This window comes from Steroidobacter sp. (assembly GCF_036402275.1).
Lineage (GTDB): Bacteria > Pseudomonadota > Gammaproteobacteria > Steroidobacterales > Steroidobacteraceae > Steroidobacter.
On the sequence record NZ_DASWTF010000036.1, the window covers coordinates 640094 to 660939 of the forward strand.

19 protein-coding genes and 1 tRNA gene are annotated in these 20846 nt (G+C 62.4%); 9 read left to right on the forward strand and 11 right to left on the reverse strand.

The genetic code is table 11. The annotated features are described in order from the left end of the window. Positions 1–133: 133 nt before the first annotated feature. From VGD45_RS22405 to eutC, 3 genes are read left to right on the forward strand one after another with little or no spacing between them, the layout of a single operon-like run. Positions 134–979: a hypothetical protein gene (locus tag VGD45_RS22405; RefSeq protein ID WP_331157580.1), complete on the forward strand. Its 846-nt coding sequence runs from the start codon at positions 134–136 to the stop codon at positions 977–979. Between the two features lie 21 nt (positions 980–1000). After that, the gene (locus tag VGD45_RS22410; RefSeq protein WP_331157581.1) at positions 1001–2392 is read left to right on the forward strand and encodes an ethanolamine ammonia-lyase subunit EutB; all 1392 of its coding nucleotides are present in this window, start codon (positions 1001–1003) and stop codon (positions 2390–2392) included. After that, positions 2389–3132, forward strand: coding sequence for an ethanolamine ammonia-lyase subunit EutC (gene eutC, locus VGD45_RS22415; RefSeq protein ID WP_331157582.1), 744 nt, complete (start codon positions 2389–2391; stop codon positions 3130–3132). Before VGD45_RS22410 ends, eutC begins: the two co-directional genes overlap by 4 nt. A 3-nt stretch (positions 3133–3135) precedes the next feature. On the opposite strand, the gene VGD45_RS22420 is transcribed toward eutC, so the two are convergent. Together VGD45_RS22420 and VGD45_RS22425 are read right to left on the reverse strand one after the other, a co-directional pair. Next, positions 3136–3906 carry an HpcH/HpaI aldolase family protein gene (locus tag VGD45_RS22420; RefSeq protein WP_331157583.1) on the reverse strand — a complete coding sequence of 257 codons (771 nt, stop codon included), beginning with the start codon at positions 3904–3906 and terminating at the stop codon, positions 3136–3138. Positions 3907–3916: 10 nt separating this feature from the next. Next, on the reverse strand, positions 3917–4552 hold the full coding sequence (locus VGD45_RS22425; RefSeq protein WP_331157584.1) for a GntR family transcriptional regulator: 636 nt from the start codon (positions 4550–4552) through the stop codon (positions 3917–3919). 69 nt (positions 4553–4621) lie between these two features. Between VGD45_RS22425 and VGD45_RS22430 the strand changes: the two genes are divergently transcribed. After that, on the forward strand, positions 4622–5512 hold the full coding sequence (locus VGD45_RS22430; RefSeq protein ID WP_331157585.1) for a carbon-nitrogen hydrolase family protein: 891 nt from the start codon (positions 4622–4624) through the stop codon (positions 5510–5512). Then, positions 5499–6401, forward strand: coding sequence for a proline iminopeptidase-family hydrolase (locus tag VGD45_RS22435; RefSeq protein ID WP_331157586.1), 903 nt, complete (start codon positions 5499–5501; stop codon positions 6399–6401). The genes VGD45_RS22430 and VGD45_RS22435 overlap by 14 nt, the downstream gene beginning before the upstream one ends. Here VGD45_RS22435 and VGD45_RS22440 read toward each other — a convergent pair. Next, positions 6391–7773, reverse strand: coding sequence for an aminotransferase (locus tag VGD45_RS22440; RefSeq protein ID WP_331157587.1), 1383 nt, complete (start codon positions 7771–7773; stop codon positions 6391–6393). The two genes, VGD45_RS22435 and VGD45_RS22440, sit on opposite strands and share 11 nt — an antisense overlap. A gap of 98 nt (positions 7774–7871) precedes the next feature. On the opposite strand from VGD45_RS22440, the gene VGD45_RS22445 reads away from it, so the two are divergent. Continuing rightward, the gene (locus VGD45_RS22445; protein ID WP_331157588.1) at positions 7872–8354 is read left to right on the forward strand and encodes an Lrp/AsnC family transcriptional regulator; all 483 of its coding nucleotides are present in this window, start codon (positions 7872–7874) and stop codon (positions 8352–8354) included. Positions 8355–9163: 809 nt separating this feature from the next. Here the strand turns inward: VGD45_RS22445 and VGD45_RS22450 are convergent. Continuing rightward, positions 9164–9239, reverse strand: a tRNA-Arg gene (locus VGD45_RS22450). A gap of 31 nt (positions 9240–9270) precedes the next feature. Beyond that, positions 9271–9510 carry a hypothetical protein gene (locus VGD45_RS22455; RefSeq protein WP_331157589.1) on the reverse strand — a complete coding sequence of 80 codons (240 nt, stop codon included), beginning with the start codon at positions 9508–9510 and terminating at the stop codon, positions 9271–9273. Positions 9511–9665: 155 nt separating this feature from the next. On the opposite strand from VGD45_RS22455, the gene VGD45_RS22460 reads away from it, so the two are divergent. After that, positions 9666–11324, forward strand: coding sequence for a response regulator (locus VGD45_RS22460; RefSeq protein WP_331157590.1), 1659 nt, complete (start codon positions 9666–9668; stop codon positions 11322–11324). A 1-nt stretch (position 11325) separates the two neighbouring features. On the opposite strand, the gene mgrA is transcribed toward VGD45_RS22460, so the two are convergent. From mgrA to VGD45_RS22480, 4 genes are all read right to left on the reverse strand, one after another. Further along, a complete protein-coding gene (mgrA, locus tag VGD45_RS22465) occupies positions 11326–12342 on the reverse strand; it encodes an L-glyceraldehyde 3-phosphate reductase (protein ID WP_331157591.1) in 1017 nt (338 codons plus the stop codon). A 62-nt stretch (positions 12343–12404) separates the two neighbouring features. Beyond that, entirely contained in the window at positions 12405–13709 is a 1305-nt protein-coding gene (locus VGD45_RS22470) for a putative porin (RefSeq protein ID WP_331157592.1), read from the reverse strand. Between the two features lie 100 nt (positions 13710–13809). Then, positions 13810–14094, reverse strand: coding sequence for an Lrp/AsnC ligand binding domain-containing protein (locus tag VGD45_RS22475; protein ID WP_331157593.1), 285 nt, complete (start codon positions 14092–14094; stop codon positions 13810–13812). Between the two features lie 40 nt (positions 14095–14134). Further along, complete coding sequence (locus VGD45_RS22480) at positions 14135–14590, reverse strand: Lrp/AsnC family transcriptional regulator (RefSeq protein WP_331157594.1); 456 nt, start codon at positions 14588–14590, stop codon at positions 14135–14137. Positions 14591–14733: 143 nt separating this feature from the next. On the opposite strand from VGD45_RS22480, the gene kynU reads away from it, so the two are divergent. Together kynU and VGD45_RS22490 are read left to right on the forward strand one after the other, a co-directional pair. Next, positions 14734–16008 (forward strand): kynureninase, encoded by a 1275-nt coding sequence (gene kynU, locus VGD45_RS22485; protein ID WP_331157595.1) that lies wholly within the window; start codon positions 14734–14736, stop codon positions 16006–16008. Between the two features lie 20 nt (positions 16009–16028). Continuing rightward, on the forward strand, positions 16029–17648 hold the full coding sequence (locus VGD45_RS22490) for an AMP-binding protein (RefSeq protein ID WP_331157596.1): 1620 nt from the start codon (positions 16029–16031) through the stop codon (positions 17646–17648). Here the strand turns inward: VGD45_RS22490 and VGD45_RS22495 are convergent. Both VGD45_RS22495 and VGD45_RS22500 read right to left on the reverse strand, forming a co-directional pair. Continuing rightward, positions 17645–18706, reverse strand: a complete 1062-nt coding sequence (locus VGD45_RS22495) for a CorA family divalent cation transporter (protein WP_331157597.1) — start codon at positions 18704–18706, stop codon at positions 17645–17647. The genes VGD45_RS22490 and VGD45_RS22495 overlap by 4 nt on opposite strands. Positions 18707–18850: 144 nt before the next feature. Continuing rightward, complete coding sequence (locus tag VGD45_RS22500) at positions 18851–20665, reverse strand: bifunctional metallophosphatase/5'-nucleotidase (RefSeq protein ID WP_331157598.1); 1815 nt, start codon at positions 20663–20665, stop codon at positions 18851–18853. Positions 20666–20846 lie beyond the last annotated feature (181 nt).

A 20846-nucleotide genomic window follows, 5' to 3' on the forward strand; every position in this document is an offset into this window, starting at 1 on the left:
ATTTATAGCTATTGGCCAGCGAAACCTCAGTAGCCAAAAGAGTAGCCAATTATTGCTAACGTCGCAAGACTGCCCTACGATTCCGTTCCAAGGCCGGTCCCAAAGGCCAAATTTCAGGAATAAGGAGATCGCCGTGTCGGCAGTCGATCATCAGGCCCACTTTGCGCTGGGGCGCACTCCGAGCTTCGCTTGTCAGGCGGATCCGAGGTTTTCGTACTGGATGCACGTACCCCGCTGCTATCCGCACGAGATCCCGGCGCACCGTTCGATGGTCGTGGCCCTGCACGGCACCGAGCGGAATGTGCCGCTGCTGCGAACTCTGTTCGAAGAGTTCTCCGAACGATTCGGTGTGCTCGTGGTGGCCCCGCACTTTCCTGCCGGCATCGGCCACCCGCGCGACGTCGACGCGTACAAATATGTGCGGGCGCTCGGGGTGAGCTACGACGAGGTGCTGCTCCATATCGTCGACGAAGTCGCTGCGCGCTACGATTGCGATCGCGCCAAATTCATGATGTTTGGTTTCTCGGGCGGCGCTCATTTCGCGCATCGCTTCTGGTATCTGTATCCCGAGCGGCTGCGCGCCCTCGCGGTGGCGGCGCCAGGCTCGGTGACGCTGCCGACGCAGGACAGCGATTGGTGGGTGGGCGTCAAAGACATGCCACAGCGCTTTGGTCGCGAAGTGAATTTTGCCGCGATGAGCACTGTTCCCACGCTGCTCGTGGTCGGCAGCGACGACACCTCGACCGAGTTGATCACGCACGACCGCGCGAGCCCTTACTGGATGGAAGGCGCCAACGGCGCCGGCCGCACCAGAGTAGATCGCCTGCGCACCTTGCACGGCGCGCTGCGCACTCGAGGCATCGAAACCACGCTGCTGGAATTGCCGGGCGTTACGCACACATATGCTCCTCTGGTCACGGCGGCGACTGACTTTTTTGCCAAATCCGTGACCGGGCTGCAGTCCCTGGCGGAGCGTTGACCTGGCAACTCACCCGCCACGATGAGCTACGCCAGCAACTTTCATTCCATAGGCTATCGCTTCGACGACCTGCGCGACTTGCTCGGCAAAGCCGGCCCCGCGCGTTCCGGCGATAGCCTCGCCGGCATCGCCGCCAGTTGTGCCGAAGAGCGCGTGGCCGCGCAAATGGCGCTCGCGGACGTTCCGCTGCGATCTTTTCTCAATGAAGCTCTCATCCCCTATGAGCAGGATGAAGTAACACGACTGATCCACGACTGTCACGACCGCGCCGCCTTCGCCGCGATCGCCAGCTTCACCGTAGGCGATTTTCGTAACTGGCTGCTGTCGGAGCACGCCGATGAGCAGGCGCTCGCCGCCGTCTCGACCGGCATCACACCGGAGATGGCGGCGGCCGTTTGCAAGCTCATGCGCAATCAAGACCTGATCGCGGTGGCGCGCAAGCGGCGCGTGGTGACCCGCTTTCGCAACACATTGGGGCTGCGCGGCCGCATGGCAGTCCGACTGCAGCCGAATCATCCCACCGACGATCCCCGCGGCATTCTCGCCAGCACCATCGATGGCCTGCTGTACGGCGCCGGCGATGCGGTGATTGGCGTGAATCCCGCATCGGACGACCTGCTGAAGCTACGCCCCGTTTGGGACTTGCTGGCCACCCTGGTCGAGCGGCTGGAGATTCCGACTCAAACGTGCGTCCTCACGCATGCGACACGACAGATCGAAGCGATCGAGCGCGGCGCACCCATCGACTTGATGTTCCAATCGATCGGCGGCACCGAGGCGCTCAATCGCAGCTTCGGCGTTTCATTGGCATTGCTGCGTGAAGCGCAGCAGGCAGCGCTGTCCTTGCAGCGAGGAACCGTCGGCAACAACGTGATGTATTTCGAGACCGGCCAAGGCAGCGCGCTCTCGGCCGATGCGCATCACGGCGTCGACCAACTCACTTGTGAAGCGCGAGCTTATGCCGTCGCGCGCGCATTCGATCCTCTGCTGGTCAATACCGTGGTCGGCTTCATCGGACCAGAGTACCTGTTCGATGGCAAACAGATCGTCAGGGCCGGACTGGAAGACCATTTCTGCGGCAAGCTGCTCGGCGTGCCGATGGGCGTGGACGTTTGTTACACCAATCATGCGCAGGCGGATCAGAACGACATGGACGACCTGCTGTTGCTGCTGGGGGCGGCTGGCGTCAACTACATCATGGGCGTGCCAGGCGCCGACGACATTCTGCTCGGCTATCAAAGCACGTCGTATCACGATGCGCTGTACGTGCGTGAGACATTGGGCCTGCGCCGCGCCCCCGAATTCGAAAGCTGGTTGCAAACAATGGGATTGATCGACGACGCCGGACGACTGACCAACGGCGCGGCTCACGCTTCGCCCGCACTCGCTCATGCGATGGAGCTGCTGAAGTGAGCGAAACCAGCGTCGATCACTGGCACTGGCTACGCGACTTCACTGCGGCGCGCATTGCATTGGGCCGAGCGGGCAATGGATTGCCGACTGCGCATGTATTGAGTTTCGCACTGGCTCATTCGCGAGCGCGCGACGCGATATTCACCGAGCTCGATGTCGACTCCCTGAAGGCCGAATGCGAGCAGGCTGGCTTGACGACCATCCTCGTGCGCAGTCGCGCGCATGACCGGCGAACGTATCTATTGCGCCCGGACCTGGGGCGGCGCCTCGATCCAGAGAGCGCAAATCTGCTTTCGCTGGCGCGTGCTCCACACAGTGACATCGTGTTCGTGGTGAGCGATGGCCTCTCGGCGACCGCCGTTCAACGTCACGCCTTGCCCGTGCTCCGCGACGCGCGCGCATTGCTTCGCGACTTCACGATCGGGCCAGTCGTCATTGCTACACAGGCGCGCGTGGCATTGGCCGATGAGGCGGGTGCGCTACTCGGCGCGCGCATCGCTGTAAGTCTGATTGGCGAGCGGCCCGGCTTGTCTTCACCTGACAGCCTCGGCATCTATGTCACCTATCGTCCTCAAGTGGGCAACGTCGATGAAGCGCGTAACTGCATTTCAAACATTCGCCCAGCCGCCCTGACCCCGGCAAACGCCGCACGCGAGCTTGCGCGGCTGCTGCGCGCCGTGCACTTCAATGGCCGCTCCGGAGTTGGATTGCCGCTCGATACGGTGGCGTTGCCAGACTGACGACTATCGGGCGGCAGCCGCTAGAGCGGCCCTTGCGCCACCCTGCAAGAACCCGACGTCGCTACCGACGGTGACGAAACTGCACCCCGTGGCCATGAGCTCGGAGGCCGTGACGCCCGGCCAGGTGGTTGAACCCAGCCATTTGCCCGATGCTTGCAGCTTCGTTGTCAACGCATCGAACGCGGCGCGCAGCCGCGGATCGTCGAATTGGCCCATGTAGCCCATGTCGGCGGTGAGATCCAGCGGGCCGAGAAACAACATGTCGATGCCGTCCACCCCGGCAATTTCGTTCGCGGCCTGCAATCCGGACGCACCTTCGATCATCGCGACGATCAGCAACTCATCGCGATAGTCCTTCAGGTAGTCCGTCGCCGCGCCGCCCCAGCGAGCCGCACGCGAAACCGTGTAGTGCGCGCCCCGCATGCCGAGCGGTGGATAACGACAGGCGGCCACGAGTGCACGAGCCTGCTCCGCACTTTCCACCTTCGGCGCGAGAATGCCTTCCGCGCCCGCATCAAGGGCGAGCTTCACGAAATGGGGCTGAATGTCGGGGATGCGCACGAGCACCGTGCTGTCGCCGGCCGCTGCAATCGCCCGCATCTGAGCGATGGTCGACTCGATGCCGTTCGGCGAATGTTCCTGATCGATGATGAGCGCATCGAAGCGCTCCAGACCGATGATCTCCGCCACCGCGGGATCGCCGGAAAACAACCACGCGCCCAGACAGCTGCGGTTGGCGGCCAGCGCCCGTTTCAGCCGGTTCACACGCCACATGGAAAGCTTCCTACGATCCCTCGCCGGCCGGGAGGAATTCGCGCCAGCGGTTGAGATGACGATAAACCGAGTGAGCCAGAGCCTCGCCATCGCGCCGTCTCAACATCTCGAGCATTTCGAGATGATCGGCGTTGCTGCGGCGGACGCCGGCCAGGTTATCCCACGTGCCTGAGGCAAAGCCCGAGCCGCGCTCACGCAACTCTCGGATCTGATCGGCCAGCAGATCGTTGCCGCTGGCGCGGTACAGTTTGTCGTGCAGCTGGAAATTCAACTCACGCAGCTGCTCACGGCCGCCGTGCTCAATGGCGTGCTGGAACCGATGCACTAGCTCGGCGAACGCATCGATATCCGCATCGGAAATGCGAGTGACCACCAGCCGTGCCGCCGCCGTCTCGAGGATGCTGCGCGTCTCGTACAGCTGATCGCGCTGCCGATCGCTCGGCTTGGCGACGCGGTACCCGCGGTTGGGAATGTGCTCGAGCAGATGGCGGGCCGCGAGTTCCGACAGGGCGATCCGCACCTCGAACCGGTTCGCCTTATAGAGCGCTTCCAAGTCCGCCTGTTTCAGCCACTCCCCGGGCCGAAAGCGCCCCCGCAACAGGTCCGCACGCAACTCCTCGTTGAAGGCCTTCTCGGCTGTTTCCAATTCCGGGCTTGTCATAGGGGCAAATAGTAGCCAATATTGTCTTTAATTCATAGCCGCCAAGTGTGGACCATGACAGACGCGAAGCCTGCTACCGGCCTGGCCGGATCGTTTCACTGCGCCTGCGTACAGATGATCAGTGGTCCGGACGCGGCCCGCAATCTGGCCGAGGCGCTCGAGTTCGGCCGATCGTCAGCCGCCGCTCGCGCCGATTTCCTCGCCTACCCCGAAGCGGTCGACCTGCTCGATCCCGATGCCGACCGGGTCAAGGCCCATGCACAGCCGCTCGATCGGCATGAGTTCGTGCTCGGCATTCGCCGCCTCGCCGTTCAACAACGGCAATGGATCCTGATCGGCTCGGTGACCGCGCGCTCCGCCAACGGCGCCATCGTCAACCGCAGCGTGCTCATCGAGCCCCGCGGCGAGATCGTCGCGACCTACGACAAGATTCATCTGTTCGATGCGCCGGTCAACCGCGACAATCCCGTTCCGGAATCGGTGCTGTATCGAGCCGGCGAAACCGCGCGCGTGTTTTCTCTGCCCTGGACCTCGATCGGCTTGTCGATTTGTTACGACCTGCGCTTTCCCCTGCTGTTCAGGGCGCTGACGCGGCACGGAGCCAAGGTGCTGTGCATCCCCGCCGCCTTTTTGCAGAGTACCGGCGAAGCGCATTGGCACACTCTGCTGCGCGCTCGCGCCATCGAGAATGGATGCTACGTCATCGCGCCCGCCCAAGTCGGAGTGCCGCATGAGGGCCGGCGCAATTACGGGCACTCGCTCATCGTGGATCCGTGGGGGCGCGTGCTCGCCGATGCCGGCGATCGACCGGGCGTCATTAGCGCCGACATCGACCTGGCCGTCGTCGACGCTTCGCGCGCAGCGCTGCCTTGTCTGATCCACGAAAGAACATTCACGATGAACGCGCCGGGTGTCGCGGAGGTCGATGTCAATGCGCACGCCTGACGAAACGTCCTTTTTGACTCTGCGCAGCGGCCATCGCATTTGCGTGGATCGCTATGGCCCCGCCATCTCGCCAACTTCTGAGGTCGTGCTGCTCGCCAATGGTGGGCCCGGCCTGCCCTGCGATTATCTGCGCGACGCGCACGTGCGCCTCGTGGACCATGGCTACTCGGTGATCGCCTACGATCAGCTGGGCTGTGGCCGCTCTGACCGACCGACGGACGCTTCGCTATGGACGCTCGAACGATACGTCGATGAGCTCGCTCAGCTTTGCGCCATGCTCGCGTTGCCGCGAGTGCAGCTGCTGGGTCATTCATGGGGCACGTGGCTCGGCACGGAGTTCTGTCTGCGCCATCCGCAGCGAGTGAAGAGTTACATCGCCGCCGACGGGGCCTGTGACATTCCGCACCTCGTGCAAGAACTGCATCGACTGCGCTCGGCTTTGGGCTCGGAAACCGCGACAATGATGATTCGCCGCGAAGCCGAAGGCACGATCGATCATCCGGAGTATCACGCCGCGATCACATTGCTCAACTACCGTCACGTGTGTCGGCTGGACCAGTGGCCCGAGTCGCTGCAACGCTCGCTGGCCGATTGGAACATGGGTCCTTACGTCACCATGCAGGGCCCGAACGAATTCACTTACACCGGCAACATGAAGGACTGGAACCGCCTCCCCGCGATGCGTGCCATCGAGATCCCCTGCCTGGTGATCGCCGGCCAATACGACGAGCTGACGCCGGCCTGCGCACGCAAGATCCATGACGCGCTTCCAAACTCGCGGCTGGTCATTTTTCGAAACAGCTCGCACATGCCGTTCTACGAGGAGCCCGCCGCCTATTTCGACGTGCTGCTACCGTTCCTGGACGCTCAGCGAGCCGTTAGCGCTTGAGCTGCTGCGTGACTTCCTCCACCGCATCGCATGTGATTGCCACGATCTGGTCGGCATCCGCTTGCGTCAGTATCAACGGGGGCGCGAAGCCAAGGATGTCGCCATGGGGCATGGCCCGTGCGATCAGACCACGCTTCCGCGCGGCTGCAGACACTCGGGCTCCCACTTTCAACGCTGGGTCGAAACGACGCTTGGTGTCACGATCGGCGACGAATTCCACTGCCGCCAACATGCCTACGCCACGGACTTCCCCGACAAAGTCATTCGATGACAGCTCGCTGAATAGTTGCTCACGCAAATAGCTGCCGACGCGCTCCGCGTTGTCAGCCAGCTTTTCGCGCTCGAGAATGTCCAGGCAGGCATTCGCCGCCGCGGCGGCCAACGGGTGACCGCTATAGGTGTAACCATGCGAGAACGCACCAACCTGCTCGGCGCCATCACGCACGACGTTCCAGATGCGCTCGCCAATGATCGATGCGGACATGGGCACATAGGCGCTGGTCAATCCTTTCGCCGCCGTGATCAGATCCGGCTTCATGCCATATCGCTCGCTGCCGAAGCGCGTGCCGATCCGACCGAAACCGCATACCACTTCGTCGGCGATGAGCAGAACGTCATACCGCTGCAGCACCGACTGGATCTCTTGCCAATAATCTTCGGGCGGCGGAATCAAACCACCCGTGCCCAGCACGGGTTCAGCGATGAACGCCGCGACTGTCTCGGGACCCTCGGCCAGGATCAATGCTTCCAGCTCGCGGGCGCGCCGCTTGGAAAACTCCCGCTCGGATTCACCGGGCTGCGCTCCCCAATAGTGATGAGGCACTCCCACGTGACGGATGATGGGCAGCGGCAGGTCCATGTGTTGGTGATAGAACGACAGGCCTGTCATCGAGCCGGAAATCACCGAGCATCCGTGATAACCGCGCTCCCGCGAGATGATCTTTTTCTTGCGCGGCAGTCCGCGCAGATTGTTGTAGTACCAGACCAGTTTCGCATTGGTCTCATTGGCGTCGGAGCCGGACAGACCATAGAACACTTTGGCCATGCCGGCCGGCGCCATCTCGATCAAGCGCATCGACAAGCGGGCCAGCGCCTCGGTCGTGTGGCCTGCGTACGAGTGGTAATACGCGAGCTTGTGCGCCTGGGCCGCGATGGCATCGGCAACCTCGCTGCGCCCGTAACCGACGTTCACACAATACAAACCGCCGAACGCATCGATCAACTCGCTGCCGTCCGCGCCTTTGATGCGAACGCCCGCCCCCGATTCCACGACGAAACACTCGGCGGCACCCGACGCATAGTCCTTGGCATGGGTGAAGGGATGCAGGACCGTCGCGCGATCCATCGATTGAAGCTGTGCCAGCGTCGTCATGGGTGTGCCCTCGGAAGACGCGATAAAAACTAGCCGACGGGCGTGCGATAAGTTCGCAAGATTCGCCCTGCAATGATAAAAATTGTCGCTGCCCCTGCATGGATACCCAACTCGACCAAGCTGACTACCGATTGCTGGAGTTGCTCCAGGCGGACGCACGCACCTCGATCGCGAAACTGGCCGAAACTGTCGGCTTGTCCGAACCCGCGTGCTATCGGCGCATCCAGCGGTTGAAACGCTTGAAGATCATAGAGCGCGAAGTCGCAGTGGTCTCACCGCGCACCATGGGTTGGCCGCTCACCATGATCGTCCTGGTGACGCTGGAGCGTGAACGAACCGCCATCCTCGATCGATTCATTCGCAAACTGCAGTCCGTTCCCGAGATCGTCGACGTCTGGTACGTCACCGGCGACTATGACTTCGCACTGCGTGTGGTGGCGCGAGACATGGAAAGCTTCGAGACCCTGACGCGCGAGGTGCTGTACGCGGATAACGTCGTCAAGAACTTCAAGACGCTGGTGACGATGCGCAGCGTGAAGAGTCAAGCGCCGCTCGTCGCGGCATCCCGGGATCTGGAGTAGTCAACGGCTCTTGCGCGGACTGTTCGCGCTGTTGTAGACGCGTGGCGTTATCTGCTCGATCTGCAATGACACCGGCTACGACCCGCTTCCCTTCGCACATCCGGACTCAATGCGCCGACACGGAAGAGCTTGCCGAAAATCGGCCCCGGGGCTGTCAGGAGGATCATGATTTACGAGTGGACGCTTCGAGTGCTTCGAGCTTTTCAACGTCGGCCAGGTGCTGGGTGCGGCCGCTTGCCCTCTTGTTGGCGATCAAGTCACTCATGGAGATGACCGGTACGTCGAGGCCGTCGACGTTGACGACGTTTCGCTTGGCATAGGCGTTCTCGAAATCGATGCCGCTGATACGCGTGAGAATATCGATGCGACGAGGGCTATTACCGATCGAAAGACAATTCCCTCAGAAGCGAAATCCGACTCCGAGATTCCGGTGAGCGGCGCGCCGAACCGACTGAGCGCTCGCATCAGGCTCGACGCGTTCACCGGTGACGCCCGTACGAACAAGTCGATATCCTTGGTTGCTCGCGGGTAGCCGTACACCGCAAGCGCGTAAGCGCCGACCAGCAGGAAACTAACGCCTTCCTCGGATAAGCACTCCAACATCTCTTTGTAGTCGGGATTCAGCATCTGCTTGCTGGGAAAAAGCCCAGACCTCACGCGTCAATTCCCATACTTCCAGAAGGCGCTCGGCCGGAGTACCCGGCATGAAGCCGCCATCATCGGCCTCTCGAGAAGACTTGTGAATCGTAACTTGATGACGATTAACTGAGGACATCGCGCGCCATCCCCCGACTGTGAAAGTCGATAGTTGGCGCCCCCGGCCGGAGTTGAACCGACGACCTACCGCTTAGGAGGCGGTCGCTCTATCCACTGAGCTACGGGGGCGACGGGCGGCATTCTAGCAGCTCCCGCCGCGTCATGACGTCGCTGGGTCATTCTTCCTCGCCCCGCGAAGATTGAGGATGAACAGGCCGACTTGCAGCACGATCAGGGCCAGGGCGTCCTCGTGCCAGCCCCAGACGATCCAGAGCACGTTGCTGACGATGAAGGTCCAGAAGCCCCAGCTGCGGCGGGCGCGGGATTGGGAGGCGACCAGCCAGGCGGCGGCGAGGGTCACGACCATCGCGGGCCATTGCAGTAACGACAACACATCCATGAAAGCCTCGGAGCGGATTTGACAGGGGCAAGCAAGCGCCGAGAGCAACCGTCAAAACCATGGACGAGTTCCGGGGCCATGAGCATGCTGTCGGGAAAGCACGCGCTTTGCTAGATTGGCCGCTTTGCCAGGGGCGGGGCTCTCTCGGCGATTCCATGCTCGTAAGACGCATCCGCAAGTGGTACGAAGCCACGCAGTTTCTGCGTGAGCACGGCTGGCTAGGCTATGCCTTTGCCGTGCTCAGCAGCACCGGCGCCATGTACGTGCGCGTGCTGCTCAGTGGCGTGCTCGAAGGCTTTCCCTTCATCACGTTCTTCGCCGCCATCGTGATCACGGCGTTTATTTTCGGCTGGCGGGCCGGCGCGCTGGCGGGCGTGCTCGGCGGGATGATTTCCGCGTATTTCCTGCTGCCGCCGGACTGGTCGCTGGACGGGCACGGCGTCTCGAATACGATCGGTATGGCCTTCTACGTCGTGCTAGTCAGCGTGATTCTGCTGCTCACGGCGGCGATGCACCGGGGCTTCGCGGAATACGCGCAGGACGATCGGCAACGCCAGCAGCTCAACGAGCTCTTGGAGTCCCGGGTTGCCGAGCGCACAGCCGAGTTGCAAGCCGCCAATCAGAAGCTACGCGACGAAGCGCGATCTCGCGCCGAGGCCGAAGCCCTGGTCAGGCAGATGCAAAAGATGGAAGCGGTGGGCCAGCTGACAGGCGGCATCGCGCACGACTTCAACAACATGCTCGCCATCATCATCGGCTCGATCGACATGGCGAAAAAATACACCCAGCGCGATCCAGCGAAGGCAGCGAGAGCCATCGATCATGCGATGGAAGGAGCGACCAGGGCCGCCGAGTTGACCGCTCGCCTGCTGGCATTCTCGCGCCAGCAACCGCTCGATCCGCGCCCGGTGGACGCGAACAAATTGGTCAGCGGCATGTCCGAGCTGCTCACGCGAACACTCGGCGGCAACGTTCGCATGGAGACGGTGCTAGCCGGCGGCCTCTGGCGCATGTTCGCGGATCCGCCGCAGCTGGAGAGCGCGATCCTGAATCTGTGCGTGAACGGGCGGGACGCGATGCCCGACGGCGGCAAGATCACGCTCGAGACGATGAACGCGCACCTCGACGACACTTACGCCGCCACGCACGCCGAAGTGCGCCCCGGTCAGTATGTAGCGATTGCAGTCTCGGACACGGGCGAAGGCATGTCAGCGGACGTGCTGTCGCGCGCATTCGATCCGTTCTTCACCACCAAGAAGCCCGGTCAAGGCACGGGACTCGGCCTGTCGCAGGTGTATGGCTTCGCCAAGCAGTCGGGCGGCCATGTGAAGATCTATTCGGAAGTGGGCCAGGGCACGACGGTCAAGCTCTACCTGCCCCGCTACGTTGGCGACGACCTGCCGGAAACAGTCACGCTGCCAAAGGATCGACCGCTTGAAGGCGCGGCGTCGGAAGTCATTCTCGTCGTCGAGGACGAAGATCGCGTTCGTCAGATGTCAGTGCAGCTGCTGCAGGACCTGGGCTACCCGGTGATTCACGCGAATGACGCAAAACACGCGCTCGCCATGCTCGATACGGACGTGACCTTCGATCTGCTGTTCACTGACGTGGTGATGCCGGACATGAATGGCAAACAGCTCGCCGACCGCGTTCGTGAGCGGCGGCCCGGAACCAAGGTGCTCTACACAACCGGTTATACGCGCAATGCCGTCATTCACAACGGCATGCTCGACCGCGACGTCTCCTTCCTGCCGAAGCCGTTCACGATTCAGCAGCTCGCCACCAAGATTCGCCAGGTGCTGGATCAGAAGTGAGTCACACCGGGCCGGGAGCGATACGGTCGATGGCCGCGAGCTCCTCGCTGGTAAAACTCAGCTGATTCAAAGCGCCAAGATTCTCGCGCACCTGCGCGGCGCTGCTAGCGCCGATGATGGTCGACGTCATGCGACGATCACGCAGCACCCACGCGATGGCCAATTGCGCGAGCGATTGGCCACGCGCCTTCGCGATCTCATTCAGCGCCGCCGCTTTCTGAACGACCGCATCGGAAACAGCCTCGGGCCGCAAGAAACGAGTGCCGCGCCCCACGCGTGAGCCAGCAGGAATGCCCTGCAGATATCGGTTCGTCAGCAGTCCCTGCGCGAGCGGCGAGAACGCGATCATGCCCGCCCCCACCTGCTCCACTGCTTGAAACAAACCGTTCTCGATGGTGCGGTTGAAAATGCTGTACGAGGGCTGATGGATCAGCAGCGGAACCTGCCACCGACGCAGCAGCGCTTCGAACTCGATGGTGTGCTGAGGCGAGTACGAAGAGATGCCGACGTACAAAGCCTTGCCCTGCTGGACTGCCGTAGCCAGCGCCGAGGCAGTTTCCTCCATGGGCGTCTCGGGATCGAAACGATGCGAATAAAAGATATCGACGTAGTCGAGCCCCATGCGACGCAGGCTTTGATCCAGGCTCGCCAGCACGTATTTACGCGAGCCGCCGCCCTGCCCGTACGGCCCCGGCCACATATCCCAGCCGGCCTTGGTGGAAATGATCAGCTCGTCGCGGTGGGCGTGAAAATCTTCTTTCAGCAACCGGCCGAAGTTGGTCTCGGCGCTGCCGTACGGCGTGCCGTAGTTGTTCGCGAGATCGAAATGCGTGATGCCGAGGTCGAACGCCGTGCGCAGGATCTCACGCTGACGCTCGATCGGCGTGTCGTTACCGAAGTTGTGCCACAGCCCCAGCGACAGCGGCGGCAGCTTCAGCCCGCTGCGACCGACGGGGCGGTAGGCGAATTGTTCGTATCGATTGGTGGCGGGGAGGTACGCAATGGCGGGTTGAGTCATGAGCGCAATGTAACGGCCCTGGTGAGATCTTCACAAGGGCCGGCGCGCATCGCCTGAAAACGTCAGAACGAAACAAGAAATGCGATGCGGATCCGATCCAGCCAATCGCCGACGGCGTTGCTGCCCGCGTCGATCGCGTTCTCCGGCTTGTAGTGATACCACCAGGCCGTGAGCAACGTCTTCGGCATCGGCACGTAATCGAGCGTCAGTGCGTGCAGCTCGTAGTTGGTGCCGATCCCCGTATTGTCGTGCGAGAACGCACCGAGCACCGCGTCCGTCTCCGCGACCGAGTAGCCATACGTCACGCGCCAATCATGCGGCTGCGTGACTCGGCCGATGCCGAGATCCATGCCATAGCCGGTGTCCTCCGACGTCTCGGCGCCGAAGTTCTTCACGTAGTCGCCGACGAACCGCACCGGCCAACGCGAGCCGAGGCCGGACCAGGTGGCGCCAACGATCAGGTCGCCGAGATTGAAGTCGGAAAGATAGCTGCCGTCGGGCCGGCGAAGGTTGTTCCTGAAGTCGCCGGCGTCGGCGCCGACGATGCTGCCCAGCGTGTAATCGTAGTACGCGCCGGAGACCTCGAATTTGAAATCGCCGAGCTCGGCGGTGTCGTAGCCCAACTGCGCGCCCGTCATGGTGCTGTCCGCGCCGCCCGCATCTTCATCGACGATGAAGAATAGACCGTTGGCGCGCAACGCCGAACCATTGCCGAACTTGTGCTTGTACATGCCGCTCACGCCGTCCGGATTCACATCGCCGTCCCAGACGAGGTCGGTGCGCGTGAAGGGCTGCGGAATCTTGCCGCCGTAAATATTCAGGTCGCCGAAATTGATCTGCGCGTACGCAAGATCGAGGCTCACCTGAAAATCGTCGTCGAAGTTCGACAGCTGCACGTCGGTGCTGTTCGGATCGTCCGCATCGCCGGTCACCAGGCGAGTGCCCAGGGTGACGCGATCGTTCACCGCGTAAGTAGCGCCCAGGCGGCCACGAACCTGTCCACTCTTGCGAGCGCGGACATCTTCATCGGAGTAGTCGCCCTGATAGCGCAGGCGCAGATCGCCAGTGACATTCAACTTCGGCTTGCCATCGGCGACCAGCGGAGCCGCCGGTGCAGTGGGCGCAACGGCCGGTGCGGTTTGTGCGGGAGGACTGGTGACACCGACACTGGCTTCCAGCGCCCGAATCTTTTCTTCGGTCTGACGCTGCATCTCGCTGATGCGCGCCTGCTCGGCTCGCAGCGCTTGGATCTGCGCGCGAACCGCGGCAGCATCGGCACTCTCCGCGGCGAAGGCACCCTGGCTCAGCATTGCAAGCAGAATTGACACGCCGAGCAGGCTTCTCGCCCTACCGTCTTCGAAATTCATGAACTCTCCCGGTAAAACTCATGCGCGAGGTTCGCGCTACCGGGGCATGATGCCGAAGCCGTCCTGACGTTAACCTGACACCTGATTTGTATCGGATTGCTCAGCTGCCCAGATCGAACATGCCTTCGACCGCAGCCTTGGTGAACACACGGAATGCGATCATGGTTTCGGTGAGCTGCACGCCCGGCAGCTTGCGGATCTTGTCGCTGACCACCTCAGCCAGCTCCTCGTTTTCCTTGACGCGCACGATGGCCACCAGATCGTACTGGCCCGCCACCGAAAACACTTCGGCCACGCCCTTCACTTCCACCAGCTGTTGCGCAAGCTCGTTGACCGAAGAAGTTTCGGCCTTGATGAGGACCACTGCACTGACGCCGCCGATCATGATGCTCTCCTGAACGATTCGTTACTCAGCTCGATACGCGCTATCGCAGGCACGACATCAGCGAGCCGCGATGCTTGATGGTTTTCATGCAGACGGTGGTCTCGACCTTTTGCACGCCCGGCAGGCGCGAGATCTCCGCTCGCAACAGCTCATCCAATTCTCCGATGCCTCGAACCAGGACGTGCAGCAGGTAGTCCGCCTGCCCGGCCGTGGTGAAGCACTCCAGCACCGAAGGATGACGGTTCACCGCCGCCTCGAAATCGGTATGGCGCGCCGAGTTGATGGTCACCTGCACGAAGGCATGCAGTTCCAGCCCGACCGCCGACGCATCGATGTCCGCTCGGTAACGCCGGATCACGCCCCGACGCTCCAGCTCGCGCACCCGCGACCAGCACGGACTCTTCGACAAACCGACCTTTTCGCCCAGCTCGGCGTACGAGAGCCGTCCGTCGTCTTCCAGCAATTTCAGGATAGCGGTTTCCGTTTTGTCCAGCATCAGGACGTTTTCCTTCGAAATGGCGTAACTGTACTACTATCGTTCTTCCCGAGCCTTTGCAAGGCCCGCTTTCCGGAACAATGTCTTGCAGCCCCGGCGCGACACTCTGCGGACGGACAGTCAGACGGCGTGGGGGCCGGCCGATGCATCGCAAATTCGACAAGATCACCACCATCGAGCGACGAGATGCGATTACCTACCCGGCGATCCGCCGCTGGGACCAGGAAGACCCCCTGCGCCACCGGCGTGAAGAGTTCGAGCTGCCGGGCGGCATCATTTATATGGACGGCAATTCGCTCGGCCCGCTGCCCAAGGCGACGCGCGCCCGCATCGACGAAGTGGTCGCCAAGGAATGGGGTCAGGGTCTGATCCGCAGCTGGAACGACCATAACTGGATCGATGCGCCGCTGCGCGTGGGCGACAAGATCGCGAAATTGATCGGCGCTCGCAGCGGCGAAGTGGTGGTCGCCGACTCCACGTCGGTGAACTTGTTCAAGTTACTTGGAGCCGCGCTCGCTGCGCGCCCGGACCGATGCGTCGTGTTGTCCGAGCCGGGCAACTTCCCCACCGATCTCTACATGGCCGAAGGCGCCATCGGCACGCGAAACTGTTCCTTGCAACTCAGGCTGGAACCTGCCGAACGCATCATCGATGCCATCGACACGAACACCGCAGTGGTCATGCTCACGCATGTCCACTACAAGACCGCCGCCATTCATGACATGCGAGCCATCACCGCGAAGGCTCACGAGCATGGCGCGCTGGTCATCTGGGATTTGAGTCATAGCGTCGGCGCGATCGAGGTCGATCTGAACGGCTGCGAAGCCGATATGGCCGTGGGGTGCGGCTATAAATATCTGAATGGCGGGCCGGGCGCGCCGGCGTTTTTATTCGTCGCCGAACGGTTGCAGGCCGAACTGGCCTCGCCGTTGCGGGGCTGGATGGGCCACAACCGCCCGTTCGAGTTCATCGATCAGTACGAGCCGGCCAACGGCATTCGCCGCTTCCTGTGCGGCACGCCGTCGGTGCTCGGCGTGCTCAGCCTGGAAGTGGGCGTCGATCTCATGCTTCGCAGTCGCATGCAGGACATCGTGCAGAAGTCCCGCTGGCTGAGCGAATTGTTCGTCGACCTCATTGCTGACATTTGCCCCTCGCTGCAGCTGGTCAGCCCAGCCAACGTGAACGAGCGCGGCAGTCATGTTTCTTTCGCGCATCCTGACGGCTACGCAATCATGCAGGCGCTGATCGAGCGCGGAGTGATCGGCGACTTCCGTGCGCCGGATCTGCTTCGCTTCGGCTTCACGCCTTTGTATCTGCGTTACCAGGATGTTTGGGACGCCGCCTACACCGTCGCCGACGTAGTTCACAGCGGTTGTTGGGCGGATCCACGTTATGCAGTTCGCGCCGCGGTGACATGATGCTCGCGCAGACACTCCGCATGCCGTACACCTCACACGTGGATGGATTTGCACGGGAGCGCTTGCCGCCGCCGCATCTCTGGCCGGAGTTTCGTTTCGATTTACCGGAGCTGCAGTATCCGGAGCGCATCAACTGTGGCGTCGTCCTTCTCGACGACGCCGTCCGCGAAGGGCACGGCGAACGCGTCGCGCTCTACTCGGACAGTGGTGTGTGGACTTACGCACAACTGCTCGATCGCACCAATCGCATTGCCAATGTGCTCGTGAAAGACATGGGCATCGTGCCCGGCAACCGCGTTCTGCTGCGAGGACCGAACAATCCCACGCTGGTGGCCTGCTGGCTGGCCGTGATGAAGGTCGGCGCCATCGCAGTCACGACCATGCCAATGCTGCGTGCTCATGAGTTGTGCGTCATCGCCGAGCGAGCGCAGGTGGATCACGCATTGTGCGACTCACGTTTCGTACAGGAGCTGCAACACGCGGCCGAGTTGGGCGGCCGGTTTAAGAACATCGTTTGCTATGGAGGGGATTCTGGGGGTGGTCGACTGGAGAAAATGATGAACGGGCAGGCTTCGACGTTCGACAACGTCGACACTGCCCGTGACGATGTCTGCCTGCTCGCGTTCACCTCCGGCACGACGGGCACGCCCAAAGCCACGATGCACTTCCATCGCGATGTGCTTGCCATGCGAGAAGTCGTGGCGGGCCATCTGCTCGAAACCTCGCCCGACGATATTTACATCGGCAGTCCTCCACTGGGATTCACATTCGGCTTGGGCGCGCTGCTCGTGTTCCCGCTCGGCCGGCGGGGCGCGAGCGTGTTGGTGGAGCAGCCCAGCGGCGAGAATCTGCTGTCGGCTGTGCAGCGCTTTCGGGCGACGGCCATGTTCACCTCGCCGACCGCGTATCGCGCGATGATTCCGATGGTGTCGAGATTCGACATCTCCAGTCTCAAGCGCTGCGTGTCCGCGGGCGAAGCGTTGCCCAAGGCGACTTCGGATGCCTGGCATGCGGCCACGGGCATCCGGATCATCGATGGCATCGGTGCGACCGAGCTCATCCATATATTTATCTCGGCCAAGGGCGATCAGATTCGTCCGGGCATGACGGGCAAGCCCCTGCCCGGCTATCAGGCCTGCATTCTCGATCCGGATGGCCTGCCGCTACCGCCGGGCAAAGTCGGCCGCCTGGCGGTGAAAGGTCCCACCGGCTGCCGCTATCTCGACGATCCGCGGCAACGTGATTACGTGCACCAGGGTTGGAACGTCACTGGCGATCTGTACTCGCAGGACGAGGATGGCTATTTCCATTTCGAAGCGCGGGCCGACGACATGATCATCTCGTCCGGTTACAACATCGCAGGCCCCGAAGTCGAAGCCGCGCTGCTGGAGCATCCCGCCGTCAAGGAGTGCGCAGTCGTCGGCATGCCCGATGAGGCGCGCGGGCAGATCGTCAAAGCTTTCGTCGTGCTTCAGGATGGCAACGTAGCGTCGCCGGAGATGGCGCGGACGCTGCAGCAGTTCGTCAAAGAAAACATCGCGCCGTACAAGTACCCGCGCGCCGTCGAGTTCCGAACTTCACTGCCGAAGACGGCGACTGGGAAGCTGCAACGCCACGCATTGCGAGCGCCTCAACCTTAGAGCAGCCGGCGCCAGAAGAACGCCGCGAGCGTCACGGCGCCGCTCGCGAGGATCAGCAGCATCACCCACCAGAACGCGTGCCCGCCATGCAATCCGGGCAGGCCGCCGACGTTCATGCCGAAAATGCCGGTGACCAGCGTCATCGGCAGCAGCACCGCGGTCAGAATGGACAATACATACAGGTTGCGGCCAGTGCTCTCGGCGAGGCGCGACGCCAGTTCTTCCTGCAGCAGCTTGGCGCGCTCGTAGAGCTCGGAGATTTCTTCCAGCGCGAACGCGAGCGTATCCGTGCACGACTGTAGAGCGTCACGATCGTCCGGTTCCAGCGCACCGCTCGGCCGGTGCAGAAAGCGATTCAAGTCGGATCGTTCCGGTGCGAATTGACGCCGCATTCGCGCGCACAGTCGGCGGTTACGACCCAGCAACTCGCGTTGCTGCTCGATCTTGCCGGCCAGAATCTTATCCTCGATGTCGTCGAGCTGATCGGTCATCTGGTTCGCCAGGCGCTTCACTCGACTGGTACGCAGGTCGAGCAGCTGTGCCGCCAGGTCGATGCCGGAGGTGGCCGTGAATTGGGAACGCATCTGCAGACGCAACTCGTCGGCGCTCCGCAGCGGATGCAGCCGCGCCGTGATCAGCAAACGCCGATTCGCGAAACACCACAGCGGCGCGACCTCGGAAGGATCCGAGGCGTCGTCGTAAGAGAAATCGTTGACCACGAGCAACAGGCCGTCCTCGACCATCTCGACGCGGCGATTGCCATCGTGATCGCGCCACAGCTCCCGTAGCGCTTCGGGAAGAAAGGTCGCATCGAGCAGCCAGCGACGGGCCCGGGCGTCGCTCAAATTGAAGTGCAGCCAGACAACCGCGTCCGTCGCGCCACTCTGGATTTGTGACAACGCCGGCGCGACGCCTTCCGCGGGTATCTCCTGGGGCACGCCACCCGGCCGCAGCCGATAGCCGCAAATCAGCCCGCCGTCCGCACCCAGCGTCTCGCTGAGCGCGACCGGTAAGGGCCTGGGCCCGACACCCGAGTTTTCCGTGGCTTGTTGTGACACTGGCGAGTCATGTTGTAACGACTCCGCCAAGAATACCGCAGCGTCCCGCCCGGTCATCGTTACATTTAACGATGCCCACCGCGGTTTGTGGCGGCGGGGTACGTCCTTGTACCCGGGCGGCTTTCCCTACCGAACAGCTGACTCTTAGTTGGTGCGCGTGATGCGGCCTTCGATGGCGGCGTCAAACGGCTGCGGCAGCGATTCCACATACTCGACCAGCGCATCGAGATCGACCGGACCCACGACCCGGTTCGTGCCCGAAGGCAGCACCAGGAAATTGTCGCCGCCGGCAGCGATGAAGCTGTTGACGGTCACGCGATAGGTCGCGTTCGGATCGAGCGGCGTGGCGTCCGAAGTGAGAATCTGCGTCACGCGATCGCCGACCGGCCGCGCGTTGTCCCAGGTATAGGTCAGGCCCGAGGGCTTCAGGATGCGAGCAAAGGTCTGACCCTGCCACTGCTGTTCGAGCAGCGTCTTGATCTGTGCGCCGGTGAGATCCATCGAGACCAGATCGTTGCCGAACGGCTGGATGGTGAACAGCTCGCCCCAGGTCACTTCGCCCGTCGCGAGATCGGCGCGAATGCCGCCCGGATTCATGAAGGCGAAGTCCGCATCCGTCGTCACGCGCTGTGCGTCGGCAATCAGATTGCCGAGCGACGATTCGCCGGCGCTGTTTTCAGTACGCGTCAACGCGCTCGTGACCGTGCCGACGACGCGATTCACCAGCGGCGCGACGCGCTCATCGGCTTGGGCCACGAGCTCGGCGACTTTCACATCCGGCACGAGGCCGGGACCTTCATCGCCCCAGGTCGTCACGATGGCGGCGGACTTCTCCACCACGTCGTCGCTCTTGCGGCTGATCGACAGGTCGATGTCGCCGTAAGCCGTGCTGGCCGAGAACGCCTGCGTCAGCAGAATTTCCTTGCCCTTGTCGTTAGCCACCAGCGCGTTGGTGAAGCCGTGCGCATGACCCGAGATCACCACGTCCACTTCGCTATCGAGCCGCTTGACGATCTCGGCGATGGGACCGGTAGGCGGCGCCACTTCCGGATCGGTGGGACCGGTGTAGCTGGTCTGGCCCGTGCCCTGGTGGATGGTGACCACGATGGTCTTCACACCGTGACGCTTCAACTGCTTCACCGACGCGTTGATGGCGTCGGCTTCGTCGATGAACTTGAGCCCGGCCACCCCGGTCGGCGTGACGATGGTCGGCGTTTCCTTGAGCACGGCGCCGATGAAGCCGATCCGCACGCCCTCAACGGTCTTGACTGTATGAGGCGGCAGCACCGAACGACCGGTGGACTGATCGATCACGTTGGCGCTGATGTATGGAAACTGCGCGCCCTGCCAGCGCTGTTCGAGGAAAGGACCGTCCTCGTGATTGCCGCCGTACACCAGGCGCAGCGCCTCGCCGATGCCCTCGTCGAACTCGTGATTGCCGAAGGTGCCGACGATATTACAGCGGGGCTGGGTATAAGCCTGAATGTCATAGGGCAGCTTGCGGAACAGGCGCACCGGCAAGCAGTGCTTGTTTGCAAGCTCGTTCATCACGCTGATGGCCGGCTCATCCTGCAGGAGGGCCGAGTTCGGCGGCGAGGCGCCGACGTGATCGCCAGCGTGCACGATGAACGCGCCATCCTTCGCCGACTCCGACGCTGCACGCAGATAAGAAGCGAGCACCGCCGCGCCACCCGCCGGACGGGAAGCGACGGCACGCGGCGAGAGCTGACCGTGAAAGTCGTTGATGCCCAGCAGTTTGATCTTCACCACCGGGTCGTACTTCCAACGCGAATCGCGCCAGGTCAGTCGCTGAGCTGCTTTGGTGCGCGCTCCCTGCCCCTCGAGCCGTTCTTCGAATTTATCGGCTTCGTTGGAATGGGAATGTTGATCGTGCGAATGAGCGGCAACGGAAAACGTCGCGGCGACAGCCGCGGCCAGCCACAGGGACTGCGAACGCATGGCAACTCCTTAACCAATGGCGCAATGACGGCGCACTCTGCCGTCGCCGCTTTACAGAATCGTCGCGGCCAGATTGCAATCTGATGGCGATCCGGGCTCGGAACGGTTCACTCGGCCGGCAAACTCCAGTACAGTGAGAACCATTCGCATTTAACCCAGGCGTCACGGGGCCTGCACCGGC

Coding starts and splice junctions, on each gene's coding strand:
- VGD45_RS22445 (WP_331157588.1), top strand. CDS start 7,872: ATGGATACCCAACTCGACCAAGCTGACTACCGATTGCTGGAGTTGCTC.
- VGD45_RS22480 (WP_331157594.1), bottom strand. CDS start 14,590: ATGCTGGACAAAACGGAAACCGCTATCCTGAAATTGCTGGAAGACGAC.
- VGD45_RS22430 (WP_331157585.1), top strand. CDS start 4,622: ATGACAGACGCGAAGCCTGCTACCGGCCTGGCCGGATCGTTTCACTGC.
- VGD45_RS22490 (WP_331157596.1), top strand. CDS start 16,029: ATGCCGTACACCTCACACGTGGATGGATTTGCACGGGAGCGCTTGCCG.
- VGD45_RS22475 (WP_331157593.1), bottom strand. CDS start 14,094: ATGATCGGCGGCGTCAGTGCAGTGGTCCTCATCAAGGCCGAAACTTCT.
- VGD45_RS22440 (WP_331157587.1), bottom strand. CDS start 7,773: ATGACGACGCTGGCACAGCTTCAATCGATGGATCGCGCGACGGTCCTG.
- VGD45_RS22500 (WP_331157598.1), bottom strand. CDS start 20,665: ATGCGTTCGCAGTCCCTGTGGCTGGCCGCGGCTGTCGCCGCGACGTTT.
- VGD45_RS22420 (WP_331157583.1), bottom strand. CDS start 3,906: ATGTGGCGTGTGAACCGGCTGAAACGGGCGCTGGCCGCCAACCGCAGC.
- VGD45_RS22455 (WP_331157589.1), bottom strand. CDS start 9,510: ATGGATGTGTTGTCGTTACTGCAATGGCCCGCGATGGTCGTGACCCTC.
- VGD45_RS22410 (WP_331157581.1), top strand. CDS start 1,001: ATGAGCTACGCCAGCAACTTTCATTCCATAGGCTATCGCTTCGACGAC.
- VGD45_RS22470 (WP_331157592.1), bottom strand. CDS start 13,709: ATGAATTTCGAAGACGGTAGGGCGAGAAGCCTGCTCGGCGTGTCAATT.
- VGD45_RS22460 (WP_331157590.1), top strand. CDS start 9,666: ATGCTCGTAAGACGCATCCGCAAGTGGTACGAAGCCACGCAGTTTCTG.
- kynU (WP_331157595.1), top strand. CDS start 14,734: ATGCATCGCAAATTCGACAAGATCACCACCATCGAGCGACGAGATGCG.
- mgrA (WP_331157591.1), bottom strand. CDS start 12,342: ATGACTCAACCCGCCATTGCGTACCTCCCCGCCACCAATCGATACGAA.
- VGD45_RS22435 (WP_331157586.1), top strand. CDS start 5,499: ATGCGCACGCCTGACGAAACGTCCTTTTTGACTCTGCGCAGCGGCCAT.